This is a genomic window from Pyxidicoccus xibeiensis, assembly GCF_024198175.1.
In the GTDB taxonomy this organism is placed as follows: Bacteria; Myxococcota; Myxococcia; order Myxococcales; family Myxococcaceae; genus Myxococcus; species Myxococcus xibeiensis.
The window spans coordinates 673,873-686,947 of sequence record NZ_JAJVKV010000003.1 but is presented as its reverse complement, the minus strand read 5'-3'; the positions used below and the strand labels follow the sequence as shown (position 1 = coordinate 686,947).

11 protein-coding genes are annotated in these 13,075 nt (G+C 71.6%); 3 read left to right on the top strand and 8 right to left on the bottom strand.

Features of this window, described 5'->3' with window-relative positions; genetic code table 11:
• Nucleotides 1-61: 61 nt before the first annotated feature.
• A complete protein-coding gene (locus LXT23_RS15530) occupies nucleotides 62-586 on the bottom strand; it encodes a carboxymuconolactone decarboxylase family protein (RefSeq protein ID WP_253980946.1) in 525 nt (174 codons plus the stop codon).
• Between the two features lie 6 nt (nucleotides 587-592).
• Nucleotides 593-1,147, bottom strand: coding sequence for a peroxiredoxin (locus LXT23_RS15525; RefSeq protein WP_169348557.1), 555 nt, complete (start codon nucleotides 1,145-1,147; stop codon nucleotides 593-595).
• A 218-nt stretch (nucleotides 1,148-1,365) separates the two neighbouring features.
• On the opposite strand from LXT23_RS15525, the gene LXT23_RS15520 reads away from it, so the two are divergent.
• On the top strand, nucleotides 1,366-2,973 hold the full coding sequence (locus tag LXT23_RS15520; protein WP_253980945.1) for a sigma 54-interacting transcriptional regulator: 1,608 nt from the start codon (nucleotides 1,366-1,368) through the stop codon (nucleotides 2,971-2,973).
• A 15-nt stretch (nucleotides 2,974-2,988) separates the two neighbouring features.
• Here LXT23_RS15520 and LXT23_RS15515 read toward each other — a convergent pair whose 3' ends face one another.
• The 6 genes from LXT23_RS15515 to LXT23_RS15490 form a co-directional block, all read right to left on the bottom strand.
• Nucleotides 2,989-4,302 (bottom strand): cation:proton antiporter, encoded by a 1,314-nt coding sequence (locus LXT23_RS15515; protein ID WP_253980944.1) that lies wholly within the window; start codon nucleotides 4,300-4,302, stop codon nucleotides 2,989-2,991.
• 80 nt (nucleotides 4,303-4,382) lie between these two features.
• Nucleotides 4,383-5,744 carry a hypothetical protein gene (locus LXT23_RS15510; RefSeq protein WP_253980943.1) on the bottom strand — a complete coding sequence of 454 codons (1,362 nt, stop codon included), beginning with the start codon at nucleotides 5,742-5,744 and terminating at the stop codon, nucleotides 4,383-4,385.
• A 49-nt stretch (nucleotides 5,745-5,793) separates the two neighbouring features.
• Nucleotides 5,794-8,667, bottom strand: a complete 2,874-nt coding sequence (locus LXT23_RS15505) for a CHAT domain-containing protein (RefSeq protein WP_253980942.1) — start codon at nucleotides 8,665-8,667, stop codon at nucleotides 5,794-5,796.
• Between the two features lie 66 nt (nucleotides 8,668-8,733).
• A complete protein-coding gene (locus LXT23_RS15500; RefSeq protein ID WP_253980941.1) occupies nucleotides 8,734-9,285 on the bottom strand; it encodes a hypothetical protein in 552 nt (183 codons plus the stop codon).
• Nucleotides 9,286-9,322: 37 nt separating this feature from the next.
• Entirely contained in the window at nucleotides 9,323-10,063 is a 741-nt protein-coding gene (locus tag LXT23_RS15495) for a hypothetical protein (protein ID WP_253980940.1), read from the bottom strand.
• Entirely contained in the window at nucleotides 10,060-10,557 is a 498-nt protein-coding gene (locus LXT23_RS15490; protein WP_253980939.1) for an RNA polymerase sigma factor, read from the bottom strand. Before LXT23_RS15490 ends, LXT23_RS15495 begins: the two co-directional genes overlap by 4 nt.
• A 382-nt stretch (nucleotides 10,558-10,939) precedes the next feature.
• Between LXT23_RS15490 and LXT23_RS15485 the strand changes: the two genes are divergently transcribed.
• Complete coding sequence (locus tag LXT23_RS15485; protein ID WP_253980938.1) at nucleotides 10,940-12,370, top strand: flavin monoamine oxidase family protein; 1,431 nt, start codon at nucleotides 10,940-10,942, stop codon at nucleotides 12,368-12,370.
• Between the two features lie 125 nt (nucleotides 12,371-12,495).
• Nucleotides 12,496-13,071 (top strand): Uma2 family endonuclease, encoded by a 576-nt coding sequence (locus tag LXT23_RS15480; RefSeq protein WP_253980937.1) that lies wholly within the window; start codon nucleotides 12,496-12,498, stop codon nucleotides 13,069-13,071.
• Nucleotides 13,072-13,075 lie beyond the last annotated feature (4 nt).

Genomic DNA, 13,075 nt, shown 5'->3' with positions numbered 1-13,075 from the left:
CCCCCGGTGTTTCCACCGGAGGGCGTCTTGAATCTGCGGCAATGTCTCGCGACAGGAGGGCTTAAGACTCCAGGCCCACCGCCGCCGCGTGGATGACCGCGGCGACCCGGACGGCGTCGTGCACCTGGTCCTCGGAGAGGCCGCCCTCGAGGACGACCTTCTCGTGGGACTGCATGCACATCTCGCAGCCGTTGATGGCGCTGACCGCGAGGCAGACCAGCTCGAAGTCCACCTTGTTCGTCAGCACCTGCGCGAGCCTGTTCATCCGCAGTCCGGCGCGCTTGGTCGAGTAGGACTCCTTCCCGATCATGTGGCGGAAGCGGTAGTAGACGTTGTTCATCGCCATCAACGACGCCGCGGCGCGCGCGTCTTCGATGACCGGCTCCGGGTTCGCGAGGGCCTTCTTCGCCTCATTCAGCATCGCCTCCTTCAGCCGCTCGTTCCGAACGGCGTAGGCGGATGCCACGGCCACGCCCCAGCGCTGCTCCGGGGTGAGGCTGCCACCCTCCAGGACGGCCTGGAGGTTGAGGCGGGTGTCCTTGTGGGCGTCCGCGAGCTCGCTGCGGACGACTTCGAGCGAGGCCATGGTTGCTTACCCCGCCTTCGCCAGCTTCTGGGTCAGGGTCTCCTCACCCTTGGTCCAGTTGCAGGGGCACAGCTCGTCCGTCTGGAGCGCGTCCAGCGTGCGCACCGTCTCGGAGACGTTGCGGCCCACGGACAGGTCGTTCACCGTCACGTGGCGGATGATGCCCTCGGGGTCCGCGATGAACGTCGCGCGCAGCGCCACGCCCTCCTCCTTGTGGAGGATGCCCAGCGCGTTGCACAGCTCGTGCTTCAGGTCCGCCAGCATGGGGAAGGGCAGGCCCTTGAGGTCCGGGTGGTGCGTGCGCCACGCGTGGTGCACGAACTCGCTGTCCGTGCTCAGGCCCAGCACCTGCGCGTCGCGGTCGGCGAAGTCCTTGTTCTTCTTGCCGAACTCCGCGATCTCCGTCGGGCAGATGAAGGTGAAGTCCTTCGGCCAGGCAAACAGCACCAGCCACTTGCCCTTGTAGGTCTCGTTCGTGATGTCCGCGAACTCCTTGCCCTTCTCCAGGGACACGGTGGCCTTCACCTTGAAGTTCGGGATCTTGTCGCCAACGGTCAGCATTACGACTCCTTTGGGGGGTGGGGGCCGCCTGCTCGGCTGCCCCCTGGGAAGTGAGTTGTGCTTACTGGTAAAGCAGACCCCGTGCCAGTCAATGCCTTCTGTGATTCCAGGGGGTTGAGCCCATCCCCCGACTGGCCGGTGTCGCCGGGCCGGTGAATAACGAAATCTCGGTGACCCGCGCCACTGCAATTTCGGTGGAGCGCTATTATTCGTACGTCATGTCGGATGAACTTTCAGGCTCTATCGACGGCGCGAAGGATGCTCGGGACCTGGTCGAGCTGGCAACCTCGGAAGACGCGGTGGGTGAGCTGCTCCGTCGAGGACTGGACTGGCTGACGCGGGTGGTGCGCTTCGACCTGGCCACGCTCTTCCTCTTGAAGGACGGGCGGCTGGTGGCCGTGGCGGCGCGCGGTCCGCTGGCCAACGCGAAGGTGCGGCAGCATGCGCTGAACCTCACGGAGTTCCCCTCGCTGCGCCAGGCGCTGGAGACGCGGCGCGCGCGGGCCTTCACGGAGGAGGACCACGCGCACGGAGACGGGGACCCGTTCGACGGCGTGCTGGACTTGCCGCCCGGGCACTCGTGCATGGTGGTGCCGCTGTGCGCGGGCGAGCGCTGCTACGGCGTGCTGTCCCTGGACCGCGCCGAGTGTGAGACGTACCCGCAGCCGGTGGTGGACCTGGTGGAGGTGTACGGGCAGATGCTGGCCACGGCGCTGCAGGCCGCGGAGCAGCGCGCGACCTTCGAGCGGATGCACCGGCAGGACCACGAGCACGCGAAGCTGCTGGAGTCGCAGCTGGGCGGGGACTCGGAGGGCATCCTCGAGACGTCGCTCAGCCCGACGATGAGAGACCTCGCGCGGCGCGCGCGGCAGGTGGCGGAGACGGACACGCCGGTGCTGATTACGGGCGAGACGGGCACGGGCAAGGAGCGGCTGGCGCGGGCCATCCACCGGTGGAGCCCGCGCGCGGACCAGCCCTTCGTCACGCTCAACTGCGCGGCGATTCCGGCGGGGCTCCTGGAGAGCGAGCTGTTCGGCCACGTGAAGGGCGCCTTCACCGGCGCCACGAAGGACCGGGCGGGGCGCTTCCAGATGGCGCACGGGGGCACGCTGCTCCTGGACGAGGTGGGCGAGCTACCGGTGGAGCTGCAGGCGAAGCTGCTGCGCGCGCTGCAGGAGAAGACCTTCGAGCCGGTGGGCAGCGACAAGACGGTGCGCGCGGACGTGCGCATCCTCGCGGCCACGCACGTGGAGCTGCAGCAGGCCATTGCGCAGAAGCGCTTCCGCGAGGACCTCTACTACCGGCTGAGCGTCTTCCCGCTGCGGCTGCCGCCCCTGCGCGAGCGGCGCGAGGACTTGCCGCAGCTGTGCGCCTTCCTCCTGGAGGAGCAGGCGCGGCGCATGGGCCGGCGGGGCATGCGGGTGTCGCCGGCGGGGCTGGCACGGCTGGAGGCGTATGACTGGCCGGGCAACCTGCGCGAGCTGGCCAACGCGCTGGAGCGCGCCACCATCCTGACGAAGGGCACGGAGCTGGGGCCGGCCTCGTTCGACCTGCCGGTGCGCGGCGCGGCGCCCAGGCCCGCTCCGGTGGAGGGGGCGGCGGCGGAGGCGCCCGTGCCGGACGCGCCCTTGAAGCAGGGCGCGGTGCCCACGCTGGCGGCGGTGCAGCGCGAGCACATCATCCGGGTACTGGCGCTGACGCGGGGCCGCGTCTACGGGCCGGGCGGGGCCGCGGCGCTGCTGGGCCTCAAGCCGTCCACGTTGCAGAGCCGGATGAAGAAGCTGGGCATCGCCCGGCTGGAGCAGTTCGTCGTGGACGAGGTGTGAGCGGCGCCCGGCGCGTCACGAGGCGGCTTCCCGTTGCTTCTCGGGGCGCTGCTCGTAGCGCTTCATCAGCGGCGTGACGGAGATGCCGTGGACGATGATGGACACCGTCACCACCCAGAGGACGAGTGACACGAGCTTGCTGGCGAGCGCGCCCTCCACGCCGTGCTCGAGGACGTAATAGAGGTAGTAGAGCGAGCCGATGCCCCGCACGCCGAACCAGCCCATCAGCACCCGCTGGTGGCGGCTCGTCGGCGCTCCCGCCAGGGAGATGGCCACCGAGAGGGGCCGCAGGACGAAGAAGAGCAGGGGCGCCAGCCACAGCACCTCCTGGGGGAAGGGCGTCGAGGCCAGCAGCAGCCCCAGCACCACCACCACCGCCACCTCGCAGATGCGCTCCAGCGCCTGGTTGAAGCCGAGCACCGCGTTGGCCATGTAGGCCGGCGCATGCTCCGGGCTGGTGGCCGCCTCAATCTGGTCCTTGCTCCGGGCCGCGTCCTCCACCTCCTTCGCGGGGCGCGAGCCGGTGTGCTTCCGCTCGATGCGCCGCAGCGCCAGCCCGGCGGCGAACACCGCGAGGAAGCCGTAGCCCTTCACCAGCAGCGCCGCGCCATAGGAGAGCGCGATGAGCCCCAGGGCCAGCAGCTCGTCCAGCCCGGTGGCCTCGCGGTGGTGCTTGCGCAGGTAGAGCACCAGCCGGCCCACCTGGTTCCCCAGCAGGGTGCCCACGCCCAGCCCCGCCGCCGTGGCCCACAGCACGTCCAGCGCCACCCAGCGCCACAGCCCCGCCCCCACCTCGTGCAGGCCCAGCAGCCCCAGGCCGAGCATGACGAACGGAAAGGCGCTGCCGTCGTTGAGGCCTGCCTCGCCGGTGAGGCCGAAGCGCAGCCGGTCCGGGTCGTGCGTGTCGGACACCTGCACGTCCGAGGCGAGCACCGGGTCGGTGGGGGAGAGGATGGCGCCCAGCAGCACCGCCGCGCCCAGCGGAAGGCCCAGCGCGGTGACGCCCACCAGCGCCAGCAGGGCCACGGTCAGCACCATGGCGCCCAGGGCCAGCCGCAGGGACACGCGCCACTCGGAGTCCTTCAGCGGGCGGCGCAGCTTCAGCCCCGCGCTGAAGAGGGAGATGATGACGGCCACCTCGGTGAGCCGCTCCAGCAGGGCGGCGTGCTCCCGGGAGTCCAGGTGGCCCATCCCCAGCCGCCCCAGCCCGAAGCCCACGCCCAGGTACAGCAGGGACGTGGACAGCGGCAGCCGCTTGAGGACCGAGCCACCCAGCGCCATCGCGACCAGGAGCAGCCCGATGATGAGGAACCAGACGATGGCGTGCATGGGAGCGGCCCACGTTGGCCACTCCCATGACACCTACAAAGTCCTCCGTGCATCGTGAGACGCCTGGAGGACAGTTGTTTTCAGTTGCCGCGAGGCGCGTTCGGCAGCGGATAGGTGCCGGTGCGGCCGTACGGCGGGTCGAACAGGTGCGGGTCCGACTGGCGGGTGCGGAACAGGTCGATGATGTAGTCCATCCGCTGGTCCAGGCGGCTCCAGTCCTTCGCCCCCGTGCCCTTGAGGCTGTCGGCGCTGTGGTCCAGCTTGCCCAGCAGCGCCTTCAGCTCCGGGTTCTGGATGGAGCGCAGGTGCGGCGGGAACAGCGTGGACTCCATGCCCGCGGGCGGCGGCAAATCGTTGCCAATCTTCAGCGCGCCGCCGGGCACCGCCAGCTTCATCATGTGCTCGGTGGCGACGCGGCGGAACACGCCCGCGGCGGCGTCCACCACGGGATTCAGGGCGGCGTCCACCAGGCCCGTCTTCAGCGCGGCCTGGCCGGCGAGGTTGGCGGGGAAGGGCAGCGCGTTGATGGAGGCCTCGATGCTCTCCTTGAGCACCTTGCGCATGGTCTCCTTCACCGGGGCGTTCAGCGCCTTCTCGACGAAGGGCTGCAGCTGCGTCTGCTCGTGCAGGCCCACCTTGTCGTTGGCCATCAGCATCAGCTCGGCCTTCTTGTTCGGGTCCTTCTCGAACATGGCCTGCGCGTAGTGGCCGAAGGCCTCCTTCAGCAGCGGCTTGTCCTGGGGGAAGCCGTCCAGGTACTTCTGCACCTTGGCCGCGTCGTACTTCGTGTCGCCCTGGAAGGTGTCGATGAAGCGGGCGAACTCCTGGCCAATCTCGTTGAAGACGAACTGGTTGCCGTCGGCGATGGCCTTGCTGACGCCCTGGAGCGCCTCGTTGCCGGCCGCGCCGATGTCACCGATGGGCAGCGCGGGCAGGCCCACCTTGCGCAGCACGTCGTCCACCTTGGCCAGGGGGCCCAGCAGGTTGTCGGCGCCCTTGAGCGCGTCCGTGAGGAACTTGGGCATGTCCTCGCCGCGGATGCTCACGCCGGCCTGCTTCGAGGCCCAGGTGCCGAAGGTGGCCCAGTTGGCGTTGTCGTCACCCACCAGCTTGCCCATGGCGGCGGACAGGTCCGAGTAGCCCTGGGTGATGGCGTGGTTGCGCGCCACCGGGTCCTGCATGGCGGAGATGGACTTCACGTCCGCGACGGTGGGGAAGCTGCCCGGCGTGGGGACATTGCCGGGCGCCGGCGCCTTCACGGGCGCGTTCAGGGCGACGCCCGGGCCGCGACCCTTGCCGGTGTCGAAGCCGGACACGCCGCTGGTGTCGGCGCGCGCGGGGGGAGGGGGCGGCGGGGTCTTCAGCTCGTTGCGCGGGCGGACCGGCTCGGGCGTCTCGACGGGGCGGGTCTGGGGGCGGGAACCGCTGACGGGGGTCTTCATGACCTCAGTATCGGAGAAATCGGGTCTAGAGTTGCGTACCCGTCACTCTTCACTCTCCGTGACGCCGGGCCCGGACTCCCGGGCGTCCCCGGCGGAGCCAGATGAGCGCCACCACGAGGGCGGACAGCGCCGCCACGCCCCCCAGCGAGAGGTGCGGGCCCGTCAGCGCGGCGTGGACTTCCGCCGGCTCCCGGGGCTCCACCGCCACCAGCGAGGCATCCCCCAGCACGGCCAGCCCCGCCCATGCCGAGGCGGGCTGCCCGTCCTCGATGGCCTCGAGCTGGGCGGCCCGCAGCGCCGCCGAGGTCCCCACTCCCCGGGCCAGGTGCCGGTAGAAGCGGGCCACGAGCCAGGCCGCCTCGTCATCGCGCAGCGGCCACAGGCTGGCCACCACCGCGCGAGCGCCCGCCTCGAAGAAGGCGCGCGCCAGGCTCAGCACGCCTTCGCCCGGCAGCACCGCGCCGGACGCGCTGCGACAGGACGACAGCACCACCAGCGCGCCACCGAGCCGGAGCTCCGCGATTTCCCGCGGCTGGAGGATGCCGTCCTCCTCCTGGGCGCCCGGCGCCAGCACGAGCGCCGAGCGCTCGGGGGCCTCCGCATCCACGACGGCATGGGCCGCCAGGTGCAGCACGCGCACCCCGTCCAGGTGGGCCGTCTTCAGGGCCCGCTCGGACGCCGCCGCGCCCACGAGCAGCCGGGGGACCACCTTCGTGCCCTGGAGCACCTCCTCCACCTCGTGCCCCTCGCGCCGCGCCTCCGGCAGCGCGCCGAGCTGGGCCGCCTCCGCGAAGACTCCGGCGCGCTCGGCTCCCCGGGCCCGAGCCATCGTCGTGCCGCTGCCCCGGTCCGGGTCGGCCAGCAACAGGGCCCCGCCACCCGGCGCGAGCGGCGGCTGCTCCCGCCAGTAGCGCCACAGGCTGGCGGACGGCACCAGCGCCAGCTCGTAGCGCGCCACCAGCGGCGGGCCGTCCGGACGTTCTCGAAGCGCGGCGAAGGGTAGGTCGTGCAGTGGCCCATCCGGCACCAGCAGCAGGCGGCGCACACCGGGGGGCAGCGCGGCCAGGGCCGGGGCGAGCAGCTGCGCATGGAGCGCCGCGGCGGCGCCTGCCTCGGAGCCATCCCGGCGCTCGATGAGGCCGGAGAAGAGGGCCACGGCCGGCGTCAGCCTCGAGCGCTCGGGAATGCGATGGACCCGGGTTCCCTCGCGCGTCACCGCGAGCAGCCAGGCGCCCCCGGCGGGCACGCCATGCACGTCACGGTCGAAGCCCACGAGGAAGGCGAGCAGCGCCTCATCCGGGGCCAGTCCCCGCTCGACGGCTTCGAGCGAGGCGAACTCCGTGGCGCCATGGCGCGGGGCAGGGCGCAAATCCCGCTCGCTCCGCTCCAGCTCCTGCAGCTCGCGCAGGGCCGCCGCGCGCTCGGTGGCCGCGAGTCCGGGCTCCAGCAGGCGCCGCTGCACGGCCGTCAGGCGTCGCTGGACTTCGCTCCGGGCCGCGTGCCTGCCCGGCTCGCCCGTGGCGGCGGACAGCGCCTGGGACGCCACCAGGGCATCGAGCAGCGTCCGCGCGCGGAGGCGCTCACTCACCTTGAACGCGCGCTCGTGGGCCTCGCGCGGCGGCAGGCTGGGGGCCTTGCCCGCCGCGCCGCCGGCCTCCAGCGTCCAGCCCGCGAGGCGGTGGTAGTCGCTCACCCAGCCCGCGAACACCTCGGCCTGGCTGGACGCATCGTGCTGCAGCTCCCGCAGGGCCTCCGCCGCGTCGAGGGAGTTCTCGGCATGGTGGAGGGCCTCGGCCAGGGGCCGCGTGCGGAAGGCCACCGTCCCCCGTCCGCGCAGCGCCAGCGCGAGGTACACCGGGTTGCCGTGCTCGAGCGCCAGCAGCAGCGCCTCGTCCGAGTCGCGATTCGCTGCCACCGGGTCGCTCCCGGCCAGCCGCTCCGCGCGCGTCCACAGGCAGGCGATGCGCCGCTCGGGCCGCTTCAGCTCCTCGGCGAGGGCCAGACAGCGCCGCAGGTACTGGTCGGCCTCCTTCTGCTCCTCGGGTGAGTCGCCCAGCAGCTCGGCCACGAGTCGCAGCGAGCTCGCCTCCAGGGGCTTGCGGCCCGCGTGCTCGGCGGCGGCCAGCGCCTCGCGGGCCAGGGCCAGGAGGCGGGCCCGGCCGCCGGGCTCGGGCTGGCGCTCGTTGCGCTGCAGGGCGAGGTTGGCCAGCGCATAGCGGACGCGCGCCTCCAGTGGCGCGTCACGCGTGCGGCGCGCCAGCTCCGCCAGCCGGTGGTAGACGTCCACGGACTCGTCGAGCCTGCCGAGGTTGGCGGCGACCGTGGCCAGCGCGGAGAGGGTCTGCTTCTTCAGCCCATCGCTCCCGTCCGGGAAGGCCAGCATCTCCGCGCGCTTGAGCAGGCGGAACGCCCGGCCCAGGTCGTGCTCCACATCGGAGCGCTCGCTGGCCTCGACGATGAGGGCGCGCGTCTTCAGCTCCGGGTCGTCCGAGGCCTGGGCGACCTCGTTGATGCGCCGGGTCCACTCACGCGCCTCGTCGAGTCGCCCCGACTTGAGGAGGATGCCGCGCAGGTTGATGGCCGCCAGCACCTCGCCCTCCGCGTCCTGGAGGCGGCGGAAGGCCCGCGCCGCGCGACGGTAGGAGTCCTCGGCCTTCGCGGGCTCGGAGAGATGCTCCACGTTTCCGAGCACCAGGGTGAGCCAGGGGCGCTCCGGATGCTTCTCCGCGAGCGCCGCCAGCCGGCGCAGGCTGGCCTCCCGGCCCGCCGGCAGCTGTGCGCTTCGATAGAAGCACATCGCCGACTCCTGCTCGTCCGGCCGCTCGGCGAGGCGCGCCTCACACGCCGCCAGCGCGGAGGCGACCTCGCCGCCCGCGTCCGGCACGGAAGGCGTGGAGGCCAGGGCGAGGCCAGACAGGGCCATCCCCGCCAGGAAGGCAAGGAAGGTCGCAGCGCCCTGGAGGCCTCGCCGTGAGCAGAGCACGTGGGGTTACTGGGGAAGGAGGGGCTCCACTTTGCAAACGCAATCGGGAGCGGTGAAGCAGAGCGTCACCGGCTCGTCATCCTCATCCGGCCTGGAGATATAGGTTGGGCAGACCGCCGGAGGCGGGGGAGGCGGCGGTGGGGGAGGCGCGGCCAGGCGATTCCAGCGCTCGAGCGTCACCACGGGCGCGGAGAGCATCGCGCTTCCAATCGGGAACACGACCTCCGCGAAGATTCCATTGGCCGTGGTGGCCTTGTAGCTCAGCCGCAGCGGCAGGCCCTCGTTCACCGCGCCGGTCGTCTGGGCCAGCACGGCGCCAGCGCTGTCCCGCAGCCGCAGGGTCACCGTGACGGTCGCTCCCGTGCGGATGCCCGTGTCCACCACCGAGGCGACCACCGTGTCGCTGATGGCGCCCGTTCTCGCCGCGGTCTTCACCCGTGCCACCTGCGCCACCGGAGCCTGCTGGGCGTCGGCGGTCAGGCCGCACACCAGGACCATCAATGCCAGCGCCCTGCCCACCACGCCCGTCCCACCCGTCATCACACCTTCAGTCTTCATGGAAGCCCCCTCACCTGTTCCCAATGGAGTGACACCTTCACTCGATTCGATTCACGAACGTGGCGCTGCGCAGCACCTGTCCATCCGGCAGGCGCGCCTCGACCTGCCACAGCAGCTTCGTCCCCGGCTTCACGGCCGCGAGCACCTCGGCGGGCACCGCGTACTCGCTGCGCGTCAGCGAGTCCGCGCGGTGCACGAGGCTCAGGTCCTCCGAGGACACCTGCACCGACCAGCGGGTCCCCTCGGGCCCTCCGCTCCAGCGCAGGACGGCGCGCTCGCGCGGCAGCGGCGCGTCCTCGGGCACCTGGGAGGCGACGGCCACCGTGTCGCCGCCCCGTACGACGGGCGGGCCGTCCGTGCCCTGCTGGACGGAGACGCCCACGACGACGAGCACGAGCGCCGCCGTCGCCAGCGCGCCCCAGACGGGACGGCTCCAGGCGAAGTGGAAGCGACGTCCCTGGGGCCGCGGGCGCTCCGTGTCTCGGCGGGCCCTCGTGTCCGGCGGCGGCGCTCGCTCCGCCAGGGCCGTGGCCTCGGAGGCCGAGCGCGTCAGCTCGTGGGCCAGGCGCCAGGCCGCGGCCCAGGCCGGGTCCGCGGCCACGCGCGCGACCACCTCGCGGCGCTCCTCGGGGGGCAGCTCGCCGCTCACCGCGCGCCAGATGCGGTCCGCGTCCACGGGCTCTCCGCCCTGCGTCTCTGTCTCCCCGGCGCGAAAGGCCGCGCGCAGGCGCTCGACGGTGGCGTCATCGGGCGTGTCGTCCGGCGTGCGCTCGCTCACGGCTGGATTCCCTTCGTCGCGAGGCAGGCGCGCAGTCCGCTCAGCCCCCGGTAGACGAGGTTCTCGGTGCGCTTGCCCTCCCAGGCGAGCAGCTCCGCGGCCTCTGGAATGGTGTGCCCCTGCAGGTAGAGGGTCACCGCGAGCCTGCGGTCCTGGGCGAGCTTCGACAGGCAGTCGCGCACGGCCCGGCCAATCTGCGCGGCGCCGGCGGAGCGCTCGGGGTCGCCCGAGGCCACTGGCTGCTGGGGCAGCGCTTCCACCTCTTCGAGCGCCACTTCCTTGCGGCGGCCCTGGCTGCGCATCTCGTCGATGAGCGCGGTGTACGCGACGCGGTACAGGTACGCGGGCGTGAGGCGGTCCCGGTCCGGCTCGCGGCGCTGGAGCTCCACCACGCGAATCATCGCGTTCTGCACCACGTCGTCGCGGCGGTCGGCCAGGGCCGGCGGGCACACCTTGGCGACGGCGCGCTCCAGGTCCTTGCGAAGCTGCTCCAACCCCTCATCGGGAGGTGGCTTCGAGACCGCTGAGGGACCCTGTCGCGGCTCCACGTGAAAGCTCCTCCGGGAAACATCCATGCTCCGCGAAACGCCACTGCGAGAGCAAGGAGGTTGCGCCGTGCCGGTCTCTGCCCAGGCGAGCGGAAGTCGCCGTCCCAGGGTGGGGCTTCTGGGGGCCAGGGCCGGCAGTCGGTCGAGTGTGGGAGTGCGGTGGGACATGACGGCCCTGGAAGGAGGTCTGTCTCCTCAACGGTGGACGCCCCTGATTTCCCTCACCCCTATTTTCGGGGGAATTTTCCGCGTCCGGAGACGGGACGTGCGGGCGGGGTCCACGGCTATCCTCCGGACCGGAATTCCACCTGAGATGGGAGACCTGAGCATGAAGCTGAACCGCCGCGCGTTTCTGCAGTGGCTCGGGGTGGCGGGCGCTGGACTGGCTTTGCCCGCGTGTGTGCACGGGCGGGGTGGTGGCGGTGAGCGTCGGGTCGTCGTCGCGGGGGCGGGACTGGCTGGCCTCACGGCGGCGTACGAGCTGGTGAAGCTCGGCTACGACGTGACGGTGCTGGAGGCCCAGTCCCGGACAGGCGGGCGCGTGAGGACGCACCGGGACGGCTTCTCCGCGGGGCAGTACGCGGAGCTGGGCGCGGTGCGCATTCCGGACGTGCACGAGCACACGCTGGGCTACGCGAAGGAGCTGGACCTGCCGCTCGTGGAGTTCGCCTCGGGCGAGGCGCTCTACTACCTGAAGGGCCAGCGCTTCATGCACCGCGAGGGGCAGCCCTGGCCGCTGGAGCTGACGCCGCGTGAGCAGCAGCGGGGCCTGGGCATGGCGAGCGAGTACATCGCCGCCGCGATGGAGGAGTGCGGGGACCCGCGCGCGGGCACCTTCCCCCGGCCGGGAGCGCTGGCGAAGTACGACGGCATCACCTTGGACAGGTACCTCCTGTCCCGGGGCGCGAGCGCGGACTGGCTGCGGCTGTACATGGCGGAGCACAGCTCGGACATCCCGACGACGAGCGCCCTGGCGGGCATGGCCTACGAGGCGGCGGACCGGCACTGGGAGCGGACGTTCCACATTCGGGGCGGCAACGAGCAGCTTCCCCAGGCGCTGGCGCGAAGGCTGGGAGACCGGGTGCGGCTGGAGCACGTGGTGGTGCGCATCGAGCACGACGCGCGGGGCGTGCGCGTCTGGTACCGGCACGGAGGGAGGACAGAGTCGCTCCAGGCCGCGCACCTGGTGTGCGCGCTTCCGTTTCCGCTGCTGCGCGAGGTGGAGCTGCTGCCGGTGTTCTCCGAGGACAAGATGCGTGCGCTGCGCGAGCTGGTGATGGCGCCCTCGGCGCGGCTGTGGATGCAGACGCGCACGCGCTTCTGGAAGGCGGAGGGGATTGGCGGGCTGAAGATCGCGAAGACGGACACGCCGGTGGAGCGACTGTGGGACCTGAGCAGCGTCCAGGACGGCACACCGGGAATGGTGATGTCGTACATGGATGACGCGAACGCCCGGGCGTTCTCAGCGGTGCCGGAGGCCCAGCGGTCCGAGTACGTGCTGCGCCACGTGGAGCGGTTCTTCCCGAACATCCGCTCGGAGGCGGTGGCGTTCCACGGGAAGTCCTGGGCGGAGGACCCGTGGGTGAGAGGAGCGTGGCCCGCGATGCAGCCAGGACAGGCGTGGATGCTCCCGGTGGTGCGGCGGCCGGAGGGCCGGGTCCACTTCGCGGGTGAGCACACGTCGCTGTGGGCCGGGTGGATGCAGGGGGCCATCGAGTCCGGGAAGCGGGTAGTGCGGGAGATTCAAGGCATGGGGTGATCTGGCCGCCTGTCAGACCCTGGGAGTAGGAAGGAGTGGACACACCGTGGAGGGTGGGGTTTCACTCCTGGGAGGCAGGGTTGATGATGGACGGGTGGGACGTGGGTGGACTGGGGAGTTCCGGGATGAGCGAGAAGACGAAGCGTCCGGCGAACTTCGCGGACCTGGAGGCGGTGCCCGACCATCTGGTCGCGCAGCTCATCGACGGTGAGCTCATCGTCATGCCGAGGCCCGCGAGCCCGCATGCGGTGGCGCAGTCTGTACTCGGTGCGTTGCTGCTGACGACGTTCCAGCTTGGGCAGAGAGGTCCTGGCGGCTGGTGGATCGTCGACGAACCGGAACTGCACTTCGGCAATGACGCAGTGATTCCGGACCTCGCGGGCTGGCGTCGGGAGCGCCTGCCCCAGATGCCGCGCGTGCCGTACCACACGCTGGCGCCCGACTGGATTTGCGAGGTGCTCTCGCCGTCCACCGAGACGCTGGACCGCAAGCGCAAGCGGGAGCTCTACGCGCGTGAAGGTGTGGAACACGTGTGGCTCGTGGACCCGGACTCACGCACCCTGGAGGTGTTCCGGAGGCAGGGTGACACCTGGGAGCCGCGAGGCACGTACGCGGGCGAGACGCGCGTCCGCGCCGAGCCCTTCGAAGCCATGGAACTGGACCTCGGCGCCTTGTGGCCTCCGGAGCTCGAGGTTCCCTGAACGA